This window comes from Pseudomonas beijingensis, assembly GCF_030687295.1.
In the GTDB taxonomy this organism is placed as follows: domain Bacteria; phylum Pseudomonadota; class Gammaproteobacteria; order Pseudomonadales; family Pseudomonadaceae; genus Aquipseudomonas; species Aquipseudomonas beijingensis.
The window spans coordinates 52,275-69,502 of sequence record NZ_CP117425.1 but is presented as its reverse complement, the minus strand read 5'-3'; the positions used below and the strand labels follow the sequence as shown (position 1 = coordinate 69,502).

The window sequence follows — 17,228 nt, the reverse complement described above, 5'->3', positions numbered from 1 at the left end:
TTGGGGTAAAGCCCATGCAGGATAATGACTAGGATAAGCACAGCTTATGTATGACGCCCTGGGTAACCTGTCCCTGGAACTGTTCCGTGCCTTTGAAGCCGCAGCCCGCCAACAGAGCTTTACGGCGGCGGCGATTGAACTGGGCACCACACAACCGGCCATCAGCCAGCAGATCAAGCGCCTGGAAGAACAACTGGGTACGCGGTTGTTTGACCGGATCTACCGTGGCATCGAACTGACCGAGGCCGGGACGATCCTGTTCGAACAGGTACAGGCCGGCTTGCAGAGCATCGATGCCGGGCTCAGCGCGATCACCGCCCAGCACCAGCACGAGGTGCTGCAGGTCGCCACGGACTTCGCCTTCGCCGCCTACTGGCTGATGCCGCGCCTGCATCGCTTTCACGCCGCCAATCCTCAGGTGGACGTGAGCCTGGTGACCAGCGAACGTAACCACAACATGCTGCGCACCGATATCGACGTTGCCGTACTGTTCGGCGATGGTCGCTTCAAACAAGGCGAAAGTCGCTGGCTGTTCAGCGAAGAAGTCTTTCCGGTGTGCAGCCCACTGCTACTCAAGGAACGTCCCCTGCCCTTGCCCGCCCAGGACTTGGCGGAATTTCCGTTGCTGCACCTGCGCGCGGGCAACAGCAACAGCTGGTTCGACTGGAGCGGCGTATTCCGCGAGCTGGGCATCACCTCGCCGCCAGCCCCCGGGCAATTGCGCTTCGACAACTACACGTTGCTCATCCAAGCAGCGATTGGCGGCCAAGGCGTCGCCATCGGCTGGCGACACCTTGTGGATAACTTATTGGCCCAGGGGCTGCTGTGCCGTCCGATCGCTGAAACGGTGCTGTCGCGGCTGGGGTATTACGTGGTCTTGCCCCAGCGTAAACGGCGCGGTGTGTTGATCAGGCAATTCGTCGATTGGCTGATGGAAGAACAGGCCAACAGTGCCGAATCGCTCACGGGGCTGCCGTTGCCGTCGATTGCTGTTTGAGTACAGGGCGAGGCTTGAGTGGGTCATCGTCTTTTTGGGGCTGCTTCGCAGCCCAGCGGGAGCAAGCTCCCTCGCCACGGTTATCACCGCTCTGTGGCGGCCACGAAGCTGACGTGTTCGCCCACATGCAGGTTCAGGCGCAGCTCATCGGCGATGCCGACCGCCACGCGGTTAAGCCGTTCCAGGGATTCGGCCATGCCGGGTTCGAGGCTGGTACTGACCTGGCTGAAATGTTCGATGCCCAGGCCAGGCGCCGCATAGGGTGCGTTGATCAAGGTCCATTGCAACGTGCTGTTTTTCAGGGCATCGAGCACTTCTTCGGCGGCATGGCGCTGCAAATCGTCGTCGGCCGGTTCTTCGTCGAGCACCGCAAAGTCACCCACCAGGAACAGCCGGGCAATGTTCACCGCCTGCATGCCGGCGATCAGCGCATCCACCGCCAGGACTTGCTCCACCGGGCCGGGAATCAAGGTGCGCTCCACGTGTTCGCTGTTCATCGGCAACCCCGGCGCGTTCAACAGACACACCACGGCGTTGGCGCCGGCGACGCTTTGCTTGACCCGCTCCGGGTCGAACAGATCGCCGGTCTTGGTCCGCAGGCCCGGACGTGGAGCCAGGGCGGTAAGATCGTCGAGAATGGCGATGACCTCATGCTGGCGCCTTAGCATTTCAGCCATCAACGCACTGCCGAGGCTGCTCATGGCACCATAGAGCACCACTTTGATGACCGGGGTTTCGGCGTTTTTCATGGCTGCTTTCCTCTTTGTCCGGCATGTAAAGGCTCTGACCCGCGGCAAACGGCGAGGGTTCGGCCTCTTTTTCAAGGAGTACAGATGCAGCGGATCAAGGGCTACCACGCCCACGTGTATTTCGACGCCACCACCCTCGACCAGGCGCGAGCCCTGTGCGAGGAAGCGGCGCAACTGTTTCCACTGAAAATGGGCCGCGTCCATCAGCGCCCAGTCGGCCCGCACCCGGATTGGAGTTGTCAGCTGGCGTTCGATCCGCAGTACATCGGCGTGGTCCTGCCGTGGCTGGCGCTCAATCGCAAGGGCTTGGTGATTTTCCTGCACCCGGAGACCGGCGATGACCTGGTGGACCACACCGAGCATGCGATCTGGATGGGCGCGGTGCGGCCGTTGAATCTTTCGGCATTTTGATTGACCGGTGGCGCACCGACTTTCTGTGGGAGCAAAGCTTGCTCGCGATAAAAACGCCGCAGCTCTCAAGCGGGAATGCGTCAACTTCATCGCGAGCAAGCTTTGCTCCCACAGGTAAACCTCGCCCCCACAGAAAACTCCATTGTCTGCAACGAAAGCTTGCTGAAAGCTAGCGCGATTAGGATCACCTCACTTCCGGCAACAGACCGGTCGGCCAAAAGCGAGTTTCAAAGCTCGTTCGGCCCTTTTAACAACAACAATGGTGATTTCTGATGTCCGCTGCTACCCGTCCCGCAGTACCCACTCCATCCGCTCCCCTCGTGCTTAGCATTTCGCGCTGACCTGTCCGGTTCGCATTTCATAGCCGCGCTACGCCTGGAGTATTTCCCATGCTGACTTTCCTTGGCTTCGCCATGGTCATCACGTTCATGTTCCTGATCATGACCAAGCGCCTGTCCGCGCTGATCGCCCTGATCATCATCCCGATCCTGTTCGCCCTGTTCGGTGGCTTCGCGCCGAAAATCGGCCCGATGATGCTTGAAGGCATCACCAAGCTCGCCCCGACCGGGGTGATGCTGATGTTTGCGATTCTGTATTTTGCCCTGATGATCGACTCCGGCCTGTTCGACCCGGCCGTGCGCAAGATCCTCAAGCTGGTCAAGGGCGACCCGTTGAAAGTTTCGGTCGGTACCGCCGTTCTGGCGCTCGTCGTTTCCCTCGATGGTGACGGCGCGACCACTTACATGATCTGCGTGGCCGCAATGCTACCGCTCTACAGCCGCATCGGCATGAGCCCACGCATCATGGCGGGCCTGATCATCCTCGCCGGCGGCGTGATGAACATGACCCCATGGGGCGGTCCGACGGCCCGAGCGGCCAGTGCGCTGCATGTGGATCCGTCCGACATCTTCGTGCCGATGATTCCGGCGATGCTGGCCGGTGTCGTGGCGATCCTGGCAATCTCCTACATGTATGGCAAACGCGAGCGCGCACGCTTGGGTGAATTGCACCTGGCAGGTGATGAAATCGACCACAGCGAAATCAGCGTTTCCCAGTTCCCGGATGCCCGTCGTCCGAAGCTGATCTGGTTCAACGGCGCCCTGACCCTGGCCCTGATGTGCACCCTGATCGCCGGCCTGTTGCCGTTGCCGGTGCTGTTCATGGTGGCCTTCAGCATCGCGATGATCGTCAACTACCCGTGCCTGCAACAGCAGAAAGACCGCGTCGCGGCGCACGCCGGCAGTGTGTTGGCGGTGGTCGGGCTGATTTTCGCAGCGGGTATCTTCACCGGCATCCTGTCCGGCACCGGCATGGTCGACGCCATGTCCAAGAGCCTGCTGGCGGTGATTCCGGAATTCCTCGGTCCTTACCTGGCGGTCATCACCGCGCTGGTAAGCATGCCGTTCACCTTCTTCATGTCTAACGATGCATTTTATTACGGGGTGTTACCGGTTCTCGCCGAAGCAGCCAGCCATTACGGCATAACCGCCGTTGAAATGGCCCGTGCCTCCATCGTCGGCCAGCCCGTCCACCTGTTGAGCCCACTGGTTCCGTCGACCTACCTGCTGGTAGCCTTGGCCGGGATCGAGTTCGGCGATCACCAGCGCTTCACCCTGAAGTGGGCAGTACTGGTTTGCCTGTGCATAATGTTCGCCGCCTTGCTGATGGGGATTTTTCCGCTGTTCAGCACTCTATAAAAGCAACGCTCGCTGCGCCGTGCCCGTCTGACAAAGGCGCGGCACGGCCTAACACTCGCTCAAAGGAACTCACATGGAATGGCTGACCAACCCGGAAATCTGGGTTGCCTTCTTTACCCTGACCGCCCTGGAAATCGTCCTGGGCATCGACAACATCATCATGATCTCGATCCTGGTCAGCCGCATGCCCAAGCACATGCAGGCGCGTACCCGGATCTTCGGCCTGGCGTTGGCCATGGTCACGCGGATCCTGTTGCTGCTGTCCATCACCTGGGTCATGCGCCTGACGGCCGATTTGTTCGAAGTGTTCGGCCAAGGCATCTCCGGTCGTGACCTGATCCTGTTCTTCGGTGGCCTGTTCCTGCTGTGGAAAAGCTCCCAGGAGATGTACCACGCGCTGGAAGGCGAAGACGAAACCGGCGAGACGCCTACGGGCAAGGGCGGCAGCTTTATCTACACCATCGTCCAGATCGCGATCATCGACATCGTGTTCTCCCTGGACTCGGTCATCACCGCCGTGGGCATGGTTTCCCATGTACCGGTAATGGTCGCAGCGATTATCGTGGCGGTGCTGGTGATGATGCTGGCGGCGGGTACCATCAGTGCATTCATCGACAAGCACCCGTCGCTGAAGATGCTGGCGCTGTCGTTCCTGCTGGTGGTCGGTACCGTGCTGATCGCCGAGTCTCTGGACGTGCACGTGCCAAAAGGCTACGTGTACTTCGCCATGGCGTTCTCCCTGGCGGTCGAAGCGTTCAACATCAAGATGCGCACAGCCATGGCGCGCAAGCGCAAGCAGCAGGATCCGGTGAAACTGCGCAAGGACATGCCGGGTCAGTGACGGTATAGGCGATGAATGAAGGGGCTCATGGAGCCCCTTTTTCATGCCCTCCGGAAAGCAACCAGATGCAAAACCTGTGGGAGCGAGCTTGCTCGCGATGAGGCCATGACATCCAACATCTTCCTTGACTGTCAGGCCGCTATCGCGAGCAAGCTCGCTCCCACAGGGTTCTGGGGTTTTCGATGAAGCGGTTTTTATGACGGTTTTGTTTCAAACGATTCTTTAGCTGTGCAATGCTGGCGCCCGAACCGTTCGCCAACTACAGCTTAAGTACAAGAACGAAGAATGTGGCATCGTCAATTTGTTCCTTTGGGACGCTAACAGGGGGCCTTTCATGCTGACCCTGCTGAATTTGCTCTCCGCCGTGGCCCTGCTGATCTGGGGCACGCATATCGTGCGTACCGGCATCTTGCGGGTCTATGGCTCGAACCTGCGCCATGTCATTGGCCAGAACATGTCCCGGCGCTGGCTGGCGTTTATCGCAGGGATCATGGTCACGGCCATGGTCCAGAGCAGCAATGCCACGGCCATGCTCGTCACCTCGTTCGTCGGCCAGGGCCTGATGGCGCTGACCCCGGCCCTGGCGACCATGCTCGGCGCCGATGTCGGCACCGCGCTGATGGCCCGGGTGCTGACCCTCGACCTGTCGTGGCTGTCGCCGCTGCTGATTTTCCTCGGGGTGATTTTTTTCCTCTCGCGTAAACAGACCCGCGTCGGGCAAATGGGCCGGGTCGGCATCGGCCTGGGCCTGATCATCCTGGCCCTGCAATTGATCGTCGAGGCCGCCGCGCCCATCACCCATGCCCAAGGCGTGAAAGTGATCTTCGCCTCGCTGACCGGCGACATCCTGCTCGATGCATTGGTCGGCGCGCTGTTCGCGATGATCTCCTATTCCAGCCTGGCCGCCGTGCTGCTGACCGCGACCCTCGCCGGCGCCGCGGTGATCAGCCTGCCGGTGGCCATCGGTCTGGTGATCGGCGCCAACATCGGCAGCGGCGTATTGGCGTTCCTCAGCACCAGCATGCAGAACAGCGCCGGGCGCCAGGTGGCGCTGGGCAGCCTGTTGTACAAGCTGATCGGCCTGGTGTTGATCATTCCGGTGCTCGATCCACTGGTGGGCTGGCTGGACGGCCTGGATTTCAGCCCCCAGGAAACGGTGATCGGTTTTCATCTGCTCTACAACACCGTGCGGTGCCTGGTGCTGCTGCCCAGCGTCGGCCCGATGGCCAAGCTCTGTGCCTGGCTGCTGCCGGAGCGGCCCGAAACCAACGGCACGGCCAAGCCCCGCCACCTGGACCCCACGGCCCTCGCTACCCCGAGCCTGGCGTTGGCGAACGCGGCCCGGGAAACCTTGCGCATTGGCGACCTGATCGAAAACATGCTCGAAGCCATGCTGGACGTGCTGCGCGGTGCGCAAACGGCGGTGACCCAGGACGTACGGCGCATGAGTGATGACGTCGAAGCCCTGTGCAGTGCCATCAAGTTGTACATGGCGCAAATGCCCCGTGAAGACCTCAGCGAACAGGACAGCCGCCGCTGGGCGGAGATCATCGAACTGGCGATCAACCTCAAGCTGGCCAGCGACCTTATCGAGCGCATGTTGCGCAAGGTCCAGCAGCAGAAGACTTCGCAACGCCGTTCCTTTTCCGATGTGGGCCTGGAGGAATTGGCGGGGCTGCACAGCCACTTGATCGCCAACCTGCGGCTGGGGTTGTCGGTATTCCTCAGCGCCGACCGGGAAAGCGCCCGCCAGTTGCTGCGTGAGAAACGGCGCTTTCGGGCGCAGGAACGGCGTATGGCCCACGCCCATGTCAGCCGTTTGCAACGCAAAGTCGTACAAAGCCTGGAGACCAGTTCCCTGCACCTGGAGCTGATCGCCGACATGAGACGCCTCAATTCGCTGTTTTGCGGCAGCGCCTATGTGGTGCTGGAGACGGCCGAGATCGGTGCGCTGGCGGTCGATGAAATTTCCGACATAACCCATTCGCCGTGAACGACTGGCGCATTGGTCAGTCATTAACAAAGGCTCGGGCCTGAAACCGTTCACCGGCCCGCCTGCTCCCGTTGTCATGAACACCGCATAGATTCGATAGGGGGAGCGAGCCGACTCCGGGCGATGCTCCGCCGATGACGGCCTGCCCGGCACCATGGACCGCCACTCAGCCGCCAGGAAGCCCTTATGCGTTGTCTGTTGCTCGCCTTTCTTTTGCTCGGTTCACTGCCCGTGGTTGCCCTGGACCGGTTCCAGGTCGAAGGCTATACGCTGCCCAACGGCCTGCAGCTGATGCTCAAACCCGGCACCGAGCGCGGGCATGTGGCGATCCGGCTGGTGGTCGGTGTGGGCCTGGACGACTTCAGTTGCGCCGACAAGGAACTGCCGCACCTGCTCGAACACCTGCTGTTCAGCGGCGTCGACGAGAGTGGTGAAGGTGGGCTGGAAGAGCGCATGCAGGCCTTGGGTGGCGAGTGGAATGCCTTCACCAGCAACGCGGACACCACGTTCGTCATTGAGGCGCCGGCGCGCAATCAGCGCAAGGTGCTGGACCTGCTGCTGGCGCTGTTGACCCGCACCCGCATCGATGAAAAAGCCCTGGAGGCAGCCAAGCGGGTGGTGGAACGCGAGGACGGCGGCCACTACACCCACTTGCAACGCTGGCTCGATCACCAAGACCTGGGCCACAAGGCCAGCAACCAGTTGGCGGTTGAGTTGGGCCTGCGCTGCGCGGAACGGGCCGAGGTCCAGCGCCATACCCTCGCCCGCCTCGAACAAGTGCGCAAAGCCTGGTATGCGCCGAACAACATGACGCTGATCGTGGTCGGCGACCTCGACCGACTGCTGCCTGCCTACCTGGAACGCGCCTTCGGCGAACTCGAGCCGGTGGAGCCCAGCGCTCACGAGGCGCTGCCGCAGATCCGCTACAAGGCGGTCACCAAGCGTAACTTGATCCGTGGCTTGGCTGGCGACAGCGCCAAGCTTCACTGGTTGTTCCCGGAACCGGTGTTGGACGAGCAGCATGACGAAACCTTCGACCTGCTCAAGGATTACCTGGATTGGGCGCTTTATCGCCAGCTGCGCCTGGCCCGCGGCCTGTCCTACGGGCCGTGGACCGAGCGCGAAGTGTTCGGCGGCGTCGGCTTCTTCAGCCTGAACGCCGACCTGTCCCGCGAAGACTTGCCCGAAGCCGAACAGGCGCTCGAAGAACTGCGCAAGACCTTGCTCAAGGATGGCCTGGACCCCGCCAGTTTCGTGCGCATCAAACGCGCGGCCATCGCCCACCAGTCCTGGGCGGTTCAAGGTAACAGCGCACTGGCCGATTACTACTGGGGAGCCTTGGGCGACTATGAAGACGGGCGCTTCGCCAACCCGGCCGTGCGCCTGCAGGAGGTGAGCCTGGAACAGGCCAACATGGCCCTGCGTGAACTGCTCAAGGATCCGGGTTACCTGCGCATCGAAAAGCCGTTGCTCAGTGACGATGAGCTGGTTTGGGGACTGGGTGTTGTGCTGGGGTTGCTGTTGCTCGGGTTGGTGGTGTGGCAAGTGCGCCGGCGGGCCCGAACGAACGAAGAATGATCTCGTGGCGGCCCACATTTGTGGCGAGGGCATCTGTCTGCTGTGTGGGAGCAAGGCTTGCCCGCGATGGAAGCGACGCGGTCTTTCCGAAACCGAGGCGTCTGTTTCGCGAGCAAGCTTTGCTCCCACAGCAAATCCCACTTGCCACAAGAGCACTCGTCACATCGATGCCCTGGCGATACTCTGTCAGGGATATTTCCTACGACTTACTGTGAAACCACCGAATGCAAAACCTGACGGTCTATATCCAGCGCATCCTTGAATTGATGAAGCGCTATCCAGGGGTCATAGCGCTCGGCGGTTTCATCTCCGGGGTCGGCAGTTTCATGCTGGTGGACCGCCAGCAGGGCCTGGCGACGTGGATCGCCATCATGATGCTGGTGAGCTGGCTCTGGCTGATGGTCGAGAACAGCATGACCCGGCTGTTCACGCGGATTTTCAAACGGGAAATCCCCCAGCCGCTGTTGCGCTACGCCACGCAGATGATTCACCAGGAAAGCCTGTTTTTCGTCCTGCCGTTTTTCTTCATCACCACCACTTGGAACAGCAGCCAGCTGCTTTTCACCGGTTTGCTGACTATCGCGGCGCTGATCTCGATCATCGACCCGCTGTACTACAAATGGCTGGCGCCCCGGCGCTGGGCGTTTCTGGCGTTGCACACGCTGACGCTGTTCGCCGCCCTGCTCACCGCGTTGCCGGTGATCCTGCACCTGACCACCGACCAGAGCTTCAAGTTGGCGCTGGGCATCGCCATGCTGCTGTCGTTTCCCAGCCTGGCCTCGATCTTCCCGATCCGCACCGTGCGCAACGCCGTGGCGATCCTCTGCATCACCGTGGGGATTGGCGCCGCCGGCTGGGTGCTGCGCTCCTGGGTGCCGCCGGCCACGCTGTGGATGACCGAAGTGGCGATCAGCACCCAAGTGGAGGACCGCACGCCGGGCGCCAGTCTCAAGCAGGTCAGCGCGGCGCAGATCCGCGGCAATGGCCTGTACGCCTACACGGCCATCAACGCGCCGCGAGGGCTCGACGAGCGGATTTATCACGTCTGGCAGTTCAACGGCAAAGAAGTCGACCGCATCGCCCTGGACATCCACGGCGGGCGCAAGGAAGGCTATCGCGCCTGGACCCACAAGCAGAACTTCCCGGACGACCCGACAGGCAAATGGCAGGTGCGGGTGCTCACGGAAAACGGCCAGTTGATCGGCGTGCTGCGTTTCGAGGTGAACGCTGCCGTACCCGAGGCAAAATAACGGTGGTCGTGCTATTAGGTAGCGCTGTTCAAGTCGAACGAGCATGGAGCATATGACCCCCGGATCCCACACTGGCACTGCCCGGCTGGACACGTCGGGCTCTGCGGCGAAGCTCTGGGTCGGCGGCGACTGGACGCTGGCCCATTACGCGCAGCTCAAGCGCGTGAGCGAATCCTTGCGCGGCCAATACGACGAAAACACCCTGATCGACCTCAACAGCCTCGGCGCCCTCGACACCGCCGGGGCTTCGTTGCTGGTGGAACTGCTGGGGTCGGAACGGCTGGGCAAGACCGCCGAGCACCCCGATTGCAGCTTGCCGGCCGCCGAGCGAGCGCTGTTGCAGACGGTCTACTGCTCGCTGACGGACTTCTGTGTGCCGGTGAAAGAGCCGCAGGTCAGCGTGATGACCCAGTTGCTGACGCGTATCGGCCGCGCCGTGGACAAAGTCTGGCAAGACACCCTGCAACTGCTGGGTTTTGTCGGCCTGATCCTGGAAACCCTGGCCCGCAACCTGTTTCGCCCCAAGCGCTGGCGCATGACAGCGATGGTCGTTCATATCGAACAGACCGGCCTGGACGCGGCCCCCATCGTCGCCCTGCTGACGTTCCTGGTAGGCGCGGTGGTGGCGTTCCTCGGCGCGACGGTGCTGGCCGATTTTGGCGCCAGCATCTTTACCGTGGACCTGGTGGCGTTCTCGTTCCTGCGCGAATTCGGCGTTTTGCTCACGGCCATCCTCATGGCGGGCCGCACCGCCAGCGCGTTCACCGCGCAGATCGGCTCGATGAAGGCCAATGAAGAAATCGACGCGATCCGCACCCTTGGCCTCGATCCGGTCGAGTTGCTGGTGATTCCACGGGTGCTGGCGCTGTTGGTGGCGCTGCCGATGCTGACCTTCCTGGCCATGCTCTCCGGGATTATTGGTGGGGGTGTGGTCTGCGCTTTGTCGCTGGGTATTTCACCGGCCATGTTCCTGACGCTGTTGCAGTCAGACATCGGCGTGCAGCATTTCGTGGTGGGGATGGTCAAGGCGCCGATCTTTGCCTTCCTGATCGCTGCCGTGGGCTGCCTGGAAGGTTTCAAGGTCAGTGGCAGTGCCGAATCGGTCGGAGCTCACACCACCTCCAGCGTGGTGCAGTCGATTTTCGTGGTGATTGTGCTCGATGCCGTGGCCGCGCTGTTTTTCATGGAGATGAACTGGTGAGCCAACCCTTACGGCCGCCCACCGAGGCGGTGATTCAGGTGCGGGGCCTGTGCAATCGCTTTGGCCGCCAGAGCGTGCATGAAAACCTCGATCTGGATGTGTACAAGGGCGAGATTCTCGCCGTGGTCGGCGGCTCCGGCAGCGGCAAATCGGTGCTGCTGCGCAGCATCGTCGGCCTGAATCGGCCCAGCGAGGGTGCTGTGCGGGTGTTCGGCGAGGACTTGCCGAGCCTGCCCCCGGAACAACGTTCGCGGGTGGAACGGCGCTTTGGCGTGTTGTTCCAGAAAGGCGCGCTGTTTTCGTCACTGACCGTGACAGAAAACGTCGCCCTGCCACTGATCGAACACGCCGGGCTCAGCCGGGCCGACGCCGAGCACTTGGCGGCGGTGAAACTGGCGCTGGCCGGGCTGCCACTCTCGGCCGCCGACAAATACCCCGCCTCACTGTCCGGCGGCATGATCAAGCGCGCCGCCCTGGCCCGTGCGCTGGCCCTGGACCCGGACATCCTGTTTCTCGACGAACCCACCGCCGGCCTCGATCCCATCGGTGCGGCGGCGTTCGACCAGCTGATCCTGACACTGCGCGATGCCTTGGGCTTGAGCGTGTTCCTGGTCACCCACGACCTGGACACCCTCTACACCATCACCGATCGGGTGGCGGTACTGGCGCAGAAAAAAGTACTGGTGGCCGATGTCATCGACAAGGTGTCGGAAACCGACGATGCCTGGATTCACGAATACTTCCATGGCCCTCGCGGCCGCGCGGCGTTATCGACCGCTACATCATCCAACGAGGTTTGACATGGAAACCCGAGCCCATCATGTGTTGATCGGCCTGTTCACCGTCATTGTGGTGGCCGGCGCCCTGCTGTTTGGCCTGTGGCTGGCCAAGTCCAACGTGGACAGTGAATTCAAGTATTACGAAGTGGTGTTCAACGAGGCGGTCAGCGGGCTGTCCCGGGGCAGCTCGGTGGAGTACAGCGGGATCAAGGTCGGCGACGTCGTCAATCTGCGCCTGGACCCGAACGACCCGCGCCGGGTGTTGGCACAGGTGCGCTTGAGCGGGGAAACACCGGTCAAGCAAGACACCCAGGCCAAGCTGGCATTGACCGGCATCACCGGCACCTCGATTATCCAGCTCAGTGGCGGCACGCCCCAGAGCCCGGCGCTGACAGGGCACGACGGTGAACCGCCGGTGATCATCGCCGCACCCTCGCCCATCGCCCGCCTGCTCAACAACAGCGATGACTTGATGACCAGCATCAACCTGTTGCTGCACAACGCCAATGAGGTGTTTTCCTCGGACAACGTCCAAAGCCTGGGCAAGACGCTTGAGCATCTGGAGCAAACCACTGGGGTCATTGCCGAGCAGCGCGGCGATATTCGCCAGGCCATGCAGCAACTGGCGTCCATCGGCAAACAGGCCAGCGCCGCGCTGGAACAAACCACGGCGTTGATGCGCAACGCCAATGGTTTGCTCAACGACCAGGGCAAACAGGCGTTCGGCAACGCCGGCCAGGCCATGCAGTCCCTGGCTCGCAGCACCGCGACCCTCGACAAACTGTTGAGCGACAACCGCGATTCGTTGAATAACGGCATGCAAGGCCTCAATGCCCTGGCGCCAGCCGTGCGTGAGCTGCGCGAAACCCTGAGTGCCTTGCGGGGGATCTCCCGGCGCCTGGATGCCAACCCCAGCGGCTATTTGCTGGGCAATGACAAGGACAAGGAGTTCACGCCATGAAGCCGTCCAACCGGTTTATCCGCCCTCTTCTCTTGCTGGCAGGATTTGCCCTGGCAGGTGGTTGCTCGATTTTGCCCAAGGCCGAACCTTCGGATGTGTATCGCTTGCCGGCCACCCAGGCCCCGATATCTGCGGGCACGCCGGTGAGCTGGTCGCTGCGACTGGCCAGCCCCCAGACCAGCGAGGTGCTCAACAGCCCGAAAATAGCGGTGATTCCCCAGGGCAATCTGTTCAGCAGTTACGCCGCCTCGCGCTGGAGCGACCCAGCCCCGGTGCTGTTGCGCAACCGCCTGCTCGATGGTTTTGCCCAGGACGGGCGCGTCTGGCTGTTGAGCGTCGCCGACAGCAACCTGCAAGCGGACCTGGAACTGGGCGGACAACTGCAGGCGTTCCAGACCGAATACCAGGGCACAGCGGCCAGCGTGGTGATTCGCCTGGACGCACTGTTGGTGCGCGGGTTCGACCAACGCATCCTGGCCAGTCGCCGTTTTGAAGTGCGCCAGCCGTTGAGCGATGTGAAAGTGCCGGCGGTTGTGGACGGTTTTGGCCGGGCCGGTGACCGGCTGACGGCCGAAGTGGTGGCCTGGACATTGGAGCAAGGCCAGCGTTTCGCAACGCCGACCCAACCCTAGGGGCCGCGGGGAGAATCAGGTCAGCCAAAGAACCAGTAGCAAACGCCAATCGCCGCCACGACCCCCGCCAACTCCGCCAGCAACGCGCAGCCCACGGCATGGCGCGCCCGCTGGATACCCACGGCACCGAAATAGACCGCCAGCACGTAGAACGTGGTCTCGGTGCTGCCCTGAATGGTCGCCGCCACCAGGGCCGGGAAGCTGTCCACGCCGGAAGTCTTCATGGTCTCGATCAGCATGGCCCGGGCGGCGCTGCCGGAGAATGGCTTGACCATGGCGGTCGGCAAGGCATCGACGAAACGGGTGTCCAGGCCGGCCCACTGCACCAGATGACGGATACCGTCCAGGCCGAAATCCAGCGCCCCCGAAGCCCGCAGCACGCCGACGGCGCAGAGCATCGCTACCAGGTACGGCAACAGGCTCTTGGCCACGTCGAACCCTTCTTTCGCGCCTTCGACAAAGGCTTCATACACCTTGACCTTGCGCAGTGCCCCCACCACCAGGAACAGCATGATCAGGCCAAACAGCGTCAGGTTGCCGAGGACCGATGAAAGCCCCGCCAGCGCCGTGGCCGAGAGCGTCGCCAACAGTGCCATGAAACCGCCCAGCACCAGCGCGCCCGGAATCAGGTAAGCCAGCACCACCGGGTCCCACAGCCGCAGACGCTGCATGAACGCCACGGACAGCAGCCCCATCAGGGTCGAGGCGCTGGTGGCGAGCAGGATCGGCAGGAACACCAGGGTTGGGTCCGGCGCGCCTTGCTGGGCGCGGTACATGAAGATGGTCACCGGCAGCAGCGTCAGCGACGAGGCGTTGAGTACCAGAAACAGGATCTGCGCATTACTGGCAATGGTCGGGCTGGGGTTGAGGTCTTGCAGGGCGCGCATGGCCTTGAGGCCGATGGGGGTGGCCGCGTTGTCCAGGCCCAGGCCGTTGGCAGCGAAGTTGAGGGTGATCAGGCCAATGGCCGGGTGGCCGGCGGGCACTTCCGGCATCAAGCGCAGGAACAGCGGGCCGAGGGCCTTGGCCAGCCAGTCGACGATGCCGGCCTTTTCGGCGATGCGCAGAAAGCCCAGCCACAGGGTCAAGGTGCCGAACAGCAGGACCATCACCTCCACTGACAGCTTGGCCATGGCGAAGATGCTTTCCACCATGGCCGCGAAAATCCCGGCGTTGCCGCCGATCAGCCACTGTGCCAGCGCCGACACGGCTGCCACGATAAAGAAGCCAAGCCACAGGCCATTGAGCATCGGTTAAATCCCCCGGAAGATGCCGCGAATGATAGCGGGGCTGGCAGAAACGACAAACCCCGGATTTCCCGGGGTTTGCTTGGCACTGCGCAGATGATCGACGAACACCCTGTGGGAGCCGAGCTTGCTCGCGATAGCGGTGGGTCAGCCAACATCAATGCTGACGGATCTGGCGCTATCGCGAGCAAGCTCGCTCCCACAATAACCGGGTCGTTCAGAGGCTTTGCGCCTGGCAAAAATTCCTGTGGGAGCCGAGCTTGCTCGCGATAGCGGTGGGTCAGCCAACATCAATGCTGACGGATCTGGCGCTATCGCGAGCAAGCTCGCTCCCACAATGACCGGGTCGTTCAGAGGCTTTGCGCCTGGCAAAAATTCCTGTGGGAGCCGAGCTTGCTCGCGATGACGGTGGGTCAGTCAACATCGATACTGACTGATCCGACGCTATCGCGAGCAAGCTCGCTCCCACAATGACCGGGGCGTTCAGAGGCTTCGCGCCTGGCAAAAATTCCTGTGGGAGCCGAGCTTGCTCTCGATAGCGGTGGGTCAGCCAACATCAATGCTGACGGATCTGGCGCTATCGCGAGCAAGCTCGCTCCCACAATGACCGGGGCGTTCAGAGGCTTCGCGCCTGGCAAAAATTCCTGTGGGAGCCGAGCTTGCTCGCGATAGCGGTGGGTCAGCCAACATCAATGCTGACGGATCTGGCGCTATCGCGAGCAAGCTCGCTCCCACAATGACCGGGGCGTTCAGAGGCTTCGCGCCTGGCAAAAATTCCTGTGGGAGCCGAGCTTGCTCGCGATGACGGTGGGTCAGTCACATCGATACTGACTGATCCGACGCTATCGCGAGCAAGCTCGCTCCCACAATGACCGGGTCGTTCGGAGGCTTTGCGCCTGGCAAAAATTCCTGTGGGAGCCGAGCTTGCTCGCGATAACGGTGGGTCAGCCAACATCAATGCTGACGGATCTGGCGCTATCGCGAGCAAGCTCGCTCCCACAATAACCGGGGTTGTTCAGGCACTTTGTTGCTGGCCCGAACTCCCCCCAATGGATCAACGGCTGGAAGTTTCCCCCGCCGGCAGCGGCTCCTTGCTGCGCCAGTGCGGCAGAGAGTTCCAGTAGCGCTGGCCCTTGGCATCGTCGTACATGCCTTCCCAACGGGCGATGACCAACACGGCCAGGGCGTTGCCGATGACGTTCAGCGCGGTACGGGCCATGTCCATGATGCGGTCGACACCGGCGATGAAGGCCAGGCCTTCCAGCGGAATGCCCACGCTGCCCAAGGTGGCCAGCAGCACCACGAACGACACGCCCGGTACGCCAGCGATGCCTTTGGAGGTGACCATCAGGGTCAGCACCAGTAGCAACTGCTGGCTGATGGACAAGTCGATGCCATACAGCTGAGCGATGAAAATCGCCGCGATGCTCTGGTACAGGGTCGAACCGTCGAGGTTGAACGAGTAGCCGGTGGGCACCACGAAGCTGCAGATGGCTTTCGGCGCGCCGTAGGCTTCCATCTTCTCGATCACCCGCGGCAGCACGGTTTCGGAACTGGCGGTGGAGTAGGCCAGCACCAACTCATCCTTGAAGATGCGCATCAGCTTGAGCACCGAGAAGCCGAACAGGCGGGCGATCAGGCCCAGCACCACGAAAGCGAAGAAGGCGATGGCGACGTAAACCAGGATCACCAGTTTCGCCAGAGGCAGAAGGGAGGCGAAGCCGAAGTTGGCGACCGTCACCGCGATCAGGGCGAACACACCGATCGGCGCGTATTGCATGATCATGTGGGTGACTTTGAACATGCTTTCCGACACGCCCTGGAACATTTTCACCAGCGGTTCGCGCAGGTCCGATTGCAGGCTGGACAGGCCCAGGCCGAACAAGACGGAGAAGAAAATGATCGGCAGCATCTCGCCACGGGCGACGGCGGCGAAGATGTTCGACGGGATCAAGTTGAGGATGGTCTGGATGAACGCATGTTCATGCTGGACTTCCGCGGCCGTGGCCTGGTACTTGGAAATGTCCACCGTGCCCAGGGTGCTCATGTCGATGCCGCTGCCCGGCTGGAAGAAGTTGGCCAGCAGCAGGCCGACGACGATGGCGATGGTGGTGACGATTTCGAAGTAAAGGATGGTCTTGAGGCCGATACGCCCGAGTTTCTTGGCGTCACCGACCCCGGCAATGCCGACGATCAGCGAGGAAATCACGATCGGGATCACGATCATCTTGATCAGGCGGATAAAGATGTCGCCCGCCGGTTGCAGTACGTTGCTGATCCACCAGGCCTTCTCGGCACTGAAATGGTTGAGCAGCGCGCCCAATGCAATCCCCAGCACCAGACCGATGAGGATCTGCCAGGCGAGGCTTAGTCGTGCCTTCTTCATATCGTTACCCTTACTTCAGTTGGACTCGGGCAGTGGCGTGAACGGTCCGTCGATGACGACGAACTCTGCATTGCCTCTGCCCCCGTATAAGGTCACCCCGAGCGCGCTAGCGGCTGACTGGCAGGCGAAAAAAGGCGCAACTATTGCGATGCCAGGGGGGCTCGTCTAATGCCGTAAACGCCTACCCCATGCCGAATCGGCATGAGATTTTCCAAACGAAACCCGCCTCACAGGCGGTTCGAAGGCGACATTTTTGCAGGCATAAGTGCCGTAAACCGGCCATTTCAGCGTCTCTGGGCTTTCTCAGCCGAGGTTGGGAGCCGTTGAAACGGCGACGCATCGAGACGCGACTCACGAGAGAAATCGTCTCGTTATTCTCCGATATACGGTCAGGGAAAGGGTAATAAATTGGCGGGAGGAGACAAAATGCCGCATCGCGGGGTCCCTTGCGACACGAAGCTCTACGCAAGTTCGCCAAGCCGTGAGGGCTTTGCGAACTTGCGTCA

Annotated in this window: 14 protein-coding genes; 11 read left to right on the top strand and 3 right to left on the bottom strand. The window is 61.8% G+C overall.

Annotated features, from left to right (window positions below; translation table 11 throughout):
* Positions 1 to 46: 46 nt before the first annotated feature.
* Positions 47 to 997, top strand: a complete 951-nt coding sequence (locus PSH84_RS00315; protein ID WP_305469001.1) for a choline sulfate utilization transcriptional regulator — start codon at positions 47 to 49, stop codon at positions 995 to 997.
* Positions 998 to 1,080: 83 nt separating this feature from the next.
* On the opposite strand, the gene PSH84_RS00310 is transcribed toward PSH84_RS00315, so the two are convergent.
* Positions 1,081 to 1,746 (bottom strand): NAD(P)-dependent oxidoreductase, encoded by a 666-nt coding sequence (locus PSH84_RS00310; protein ID WP_305482109.1) that lies wholly within the window; start codon positions 1,744 to 1,746, stop codon positions 1,081 to 1,083.
* 84 nt (positions 1,747 to 1,830) lie between these two features.
* On the opposite strand from PSH84_RS00310, the gene PSH84_RS00305 reads away from it, so the two are divergent.
* The 10 genes from PSH84_RS00305 to PSH84_RS00260 all read left to right on the top strand — a co-directional run bounded on the left by PSH84_RS00305 (position 1,831) and on the right by PSH84_RS00260 (position 13,089).
* Complete coding sequence (locus PSH84_RS00305; RefSeq protein WP_305482108.1) at positions 1,831 to 2,157, top strand: DOPA 4,5-dioxygenase family protein; 327 nt, start codon at positions 1,831 to 1,833, stop codon at positions 2,155 to 2,157.
* A 389-nt stretch (positions 2,158 to 2,546) separates the two neighbouring features.
* Positions 2,547 to 3,854, top strand: a complete 1,308-nt coding sequence (locus tag PSH84_RS00300; protein WP_060739862.1) for a CitMHS family transporter — start codon at positions 2,547 to 2,549, stop codon at positions 3,852 to 3,854.
* A 73-nt stretch (positions 3,855 to 3,927) separates the two neighbouring features.
* On the top strand, positions 3,928 to 4,695 hold the full coding sequence (locus PSH84_RS00295; RefSeq protein ID WP_122567730.1) for a TerC family protein: 768 nt from the start codon (positions 3,928 to 3,930) through the stop codon (positions 4,693 to 4,695).
* Positions 4,696 to 5,029: 334 nt separating this feature from the next.
* Positions 5,030 to 6,688 (top strand): Na/Pi cotransporter family protein, encoded by a 1,659-nt coding sequence (locus PSH84_RS00290; protein ID WP_122567729.1) that lies wholly within the window; start codon positions 5,030 to 5,032, stop codon positions 6,686 to 6,688.
* 186 nt (positions 6,689 to 6,874) lie between these two features.
* Entirely contained in the window at positions 6,875 to 8,266 is a 1,392-nt protein-coding gene (locus tag PSH84_RS00285; protein WP_122567728.1) for a M16 family metallopeptidase, read from the top strand.
* 224 nt (positions 8,267 to 8,490) lie between these two features.
* On the top strand, positions 8,491 to 9,516 hold the full coding sequence (locus PSH84_RS00280; RefSeq protein ID WP_122567727.1) for a DUF5924 family protein: 1,026 nt from the start codon (positions 8,491 to 8,493) through the stop codon (positions 9,514 to 9,516).
* 52 nt (positions 9,517 to 9,568) lie between these two features.
* Positions 9,569 to 10,717 carry an MlaE family ABC transporter permease gene (locus tag PSH84_RS00275; RefSeq protein ID WP_122567726.1) on the top strand — a complete coding sequence of 383 codons (1,149 nt, stop codon included), beginning with the start codon at positions 9,569 to 9,571 and terminating at the stop codon, positions 10,715 to 10,717.
* On the top strand, positions 10,714 to 11,517 hold the full coding sequence (locus PSH84_RS00270; RefSeq protein WP_122567725.1) for an ABC transporter ATP-binding protein: 804 nt from the start codon (positions 10,714 to 10,716) through the stop codon (positions 11,515 to 11,517). The genes PSH84_RS00275 and PSH84_RS00270 overlap by 4 nt, the downstream gene beginning before the upstream one ends.
* A 1-nt stretch (position 11,518) precedes the next feature.
* Positions 11,519 to 12,457 (top strand): MlaD family protein, encoded by a 939-nt coding sequence (locus PSH84_RS00265; protein ID WP_122567724.1) that lies wholly within the window; start codon positions 11,519 to 11,521, stop codon positions 12,455 to 12,457.
* On the top strand, positions 12,454 to 13,089 hold the full coding sequence (locus PSH84_RS00260) for an ABC-type transport auxiliary lipoprotein family protein (RefSeq protein WP_305482106.1): 636 nt from the start codon (positions 12,454 to 12,456) through the stop codon (positions 13,087 to 13,089). The genes PSH84_RS00265 and PSH84_RS00260 overlap by 4 nt, the downstream gene beginning before the upstream one ends.
* A 20-nt stretch (positions 13,090 to 13,109) precedes the next feature.
* On the opposite strand, the gene PSH84_RS00255 is transcribed toward PSH84_RS00260, so the two are convergent.
* Together PSH84_RS00255 and gltP are read right to left on the bottom strand one after the other, a co-directional pair.
* Positions 13,110 to 14,339 (bottom strand): nucleoside recognition domain-containing protein, encoded by a 1,230-nt coding sequence (locus PSH84_RS00255; protein WP_122567722.1) that lies wholly within the window; start codon positions 14,337 to 14,339, stop codon positions 13,110 to 13,112.
* A gap of 1,051 nt (positions 14,340 to 15,390) precedes the next feature.
* Complete coding sequence (gene gltP / locus PSH84_RS00250; protein ID WP_122567720.1) at positions 15,391 to 16,722, bottom strand: glutamate/aspartate:proton symporter GltP; 1,332 nt, start codon at positions 16,720 to 16,722, stop codon at positions 15,391 to 15,393.
* Positions 16,723 to 17,228 lie beyond the last annotated feature (506 nt).

Excerpts from the sequence above, each read along its gene's own strand:
- PSH84_RS00265 (WP_122567724.1), top strand. The coding sequence starts at position 11,519 with ATGGAAACCCGAGCCCATCATGTGTTGATCGGCCTGTTCACCGTCATT.
- PSH84_RS00315 (WP_305469001.1), top strand. The coding sequence starts at position 47 with ATGTATGACGCCCTGGGTAACCTGTCCCTGGAACTGTTCCGTGCCTTT.
- gltP (WP_122567720.1), bottom strand. The coding sequence starts at position 16,722 with ATGAAGAAGGCACGACTAAGCCTCGCCTGGCAGATCCTCATCGGTCTG.
- PSH84_RS00255 (WP_122567722.1), bottom strand. The coding sequence starts at position 14,339 with ATGCTCAATGGCCTGTGGCTTGGCTTCTTTATCGTGGCAGCCGTGTCG.
- PSH84_RS00280 (WP_122567727.1), top strand. The coding sequence starts at position 8,491 with ATGCAAAACCTGACGGTCTATATCCAGCGCATCCTTGAATTGATGAAG.
- PSH84_RS00285 (WP_122567728.1), top strand. The coding sequence starts at position 6,875 with ATGCGTTGTCTGTTGCTCGCCTTTCTTTTGCTCGGTTCACTGCCCGTG.
- PSH84_RS00275 (WP_122567726.1), top strand. The coding sequence starts at position 9,569 with ATGACCCCCGGATCCCACACTGGCACTGCCCGGCTGGACACGTCGGGC.
- PSH84_RS00295 (WP_122567730.1), top strand. The coding sequence starts at position 3,928 with ATGGAATGGCTGACCAACCCGGAAATCTGGGTTGCCTTCTTTACCCTG.
- PSH84_RS00260 (WP_305482106.1), top strand. The coding sequence starts at position 12,454 with ATGAAGCCGTCCAACCGGTTTATCCGCCCTCTTCTCTTGCTGGCAGGA.
- PSH84_RS00290 (WP_122567729.1), top strand. The coding sequence starts at position 5,030 with ATGCTGACCCTGCTGAATTTGCTCTCCGCCGTGGCCCTGCTGATCTGG.
- PSH84_RS00305 (WP_305482108.1), top strand. The coding sequence starts at position 1,831 with ATGCAGCGGATCAAGGGCTACCACGCCCACGTGTATTTCGACGCCACC.
- PSH84_RS00300 (WP_060739862.1), top strand. The coding sequence starts at position 2,547 with ATGCTGACTTTCCTTGGCTTCGCCATGGTCATCACGTTCATGTTCCTG.
- PSH84_RS00310 (WP_305482109.1), bottom strand. The coding sequence starts at position 1,746 with ATGAAAAACGCCGAAACCCCGGTCATCAAAGTGGTGCTCTATGGTGCC.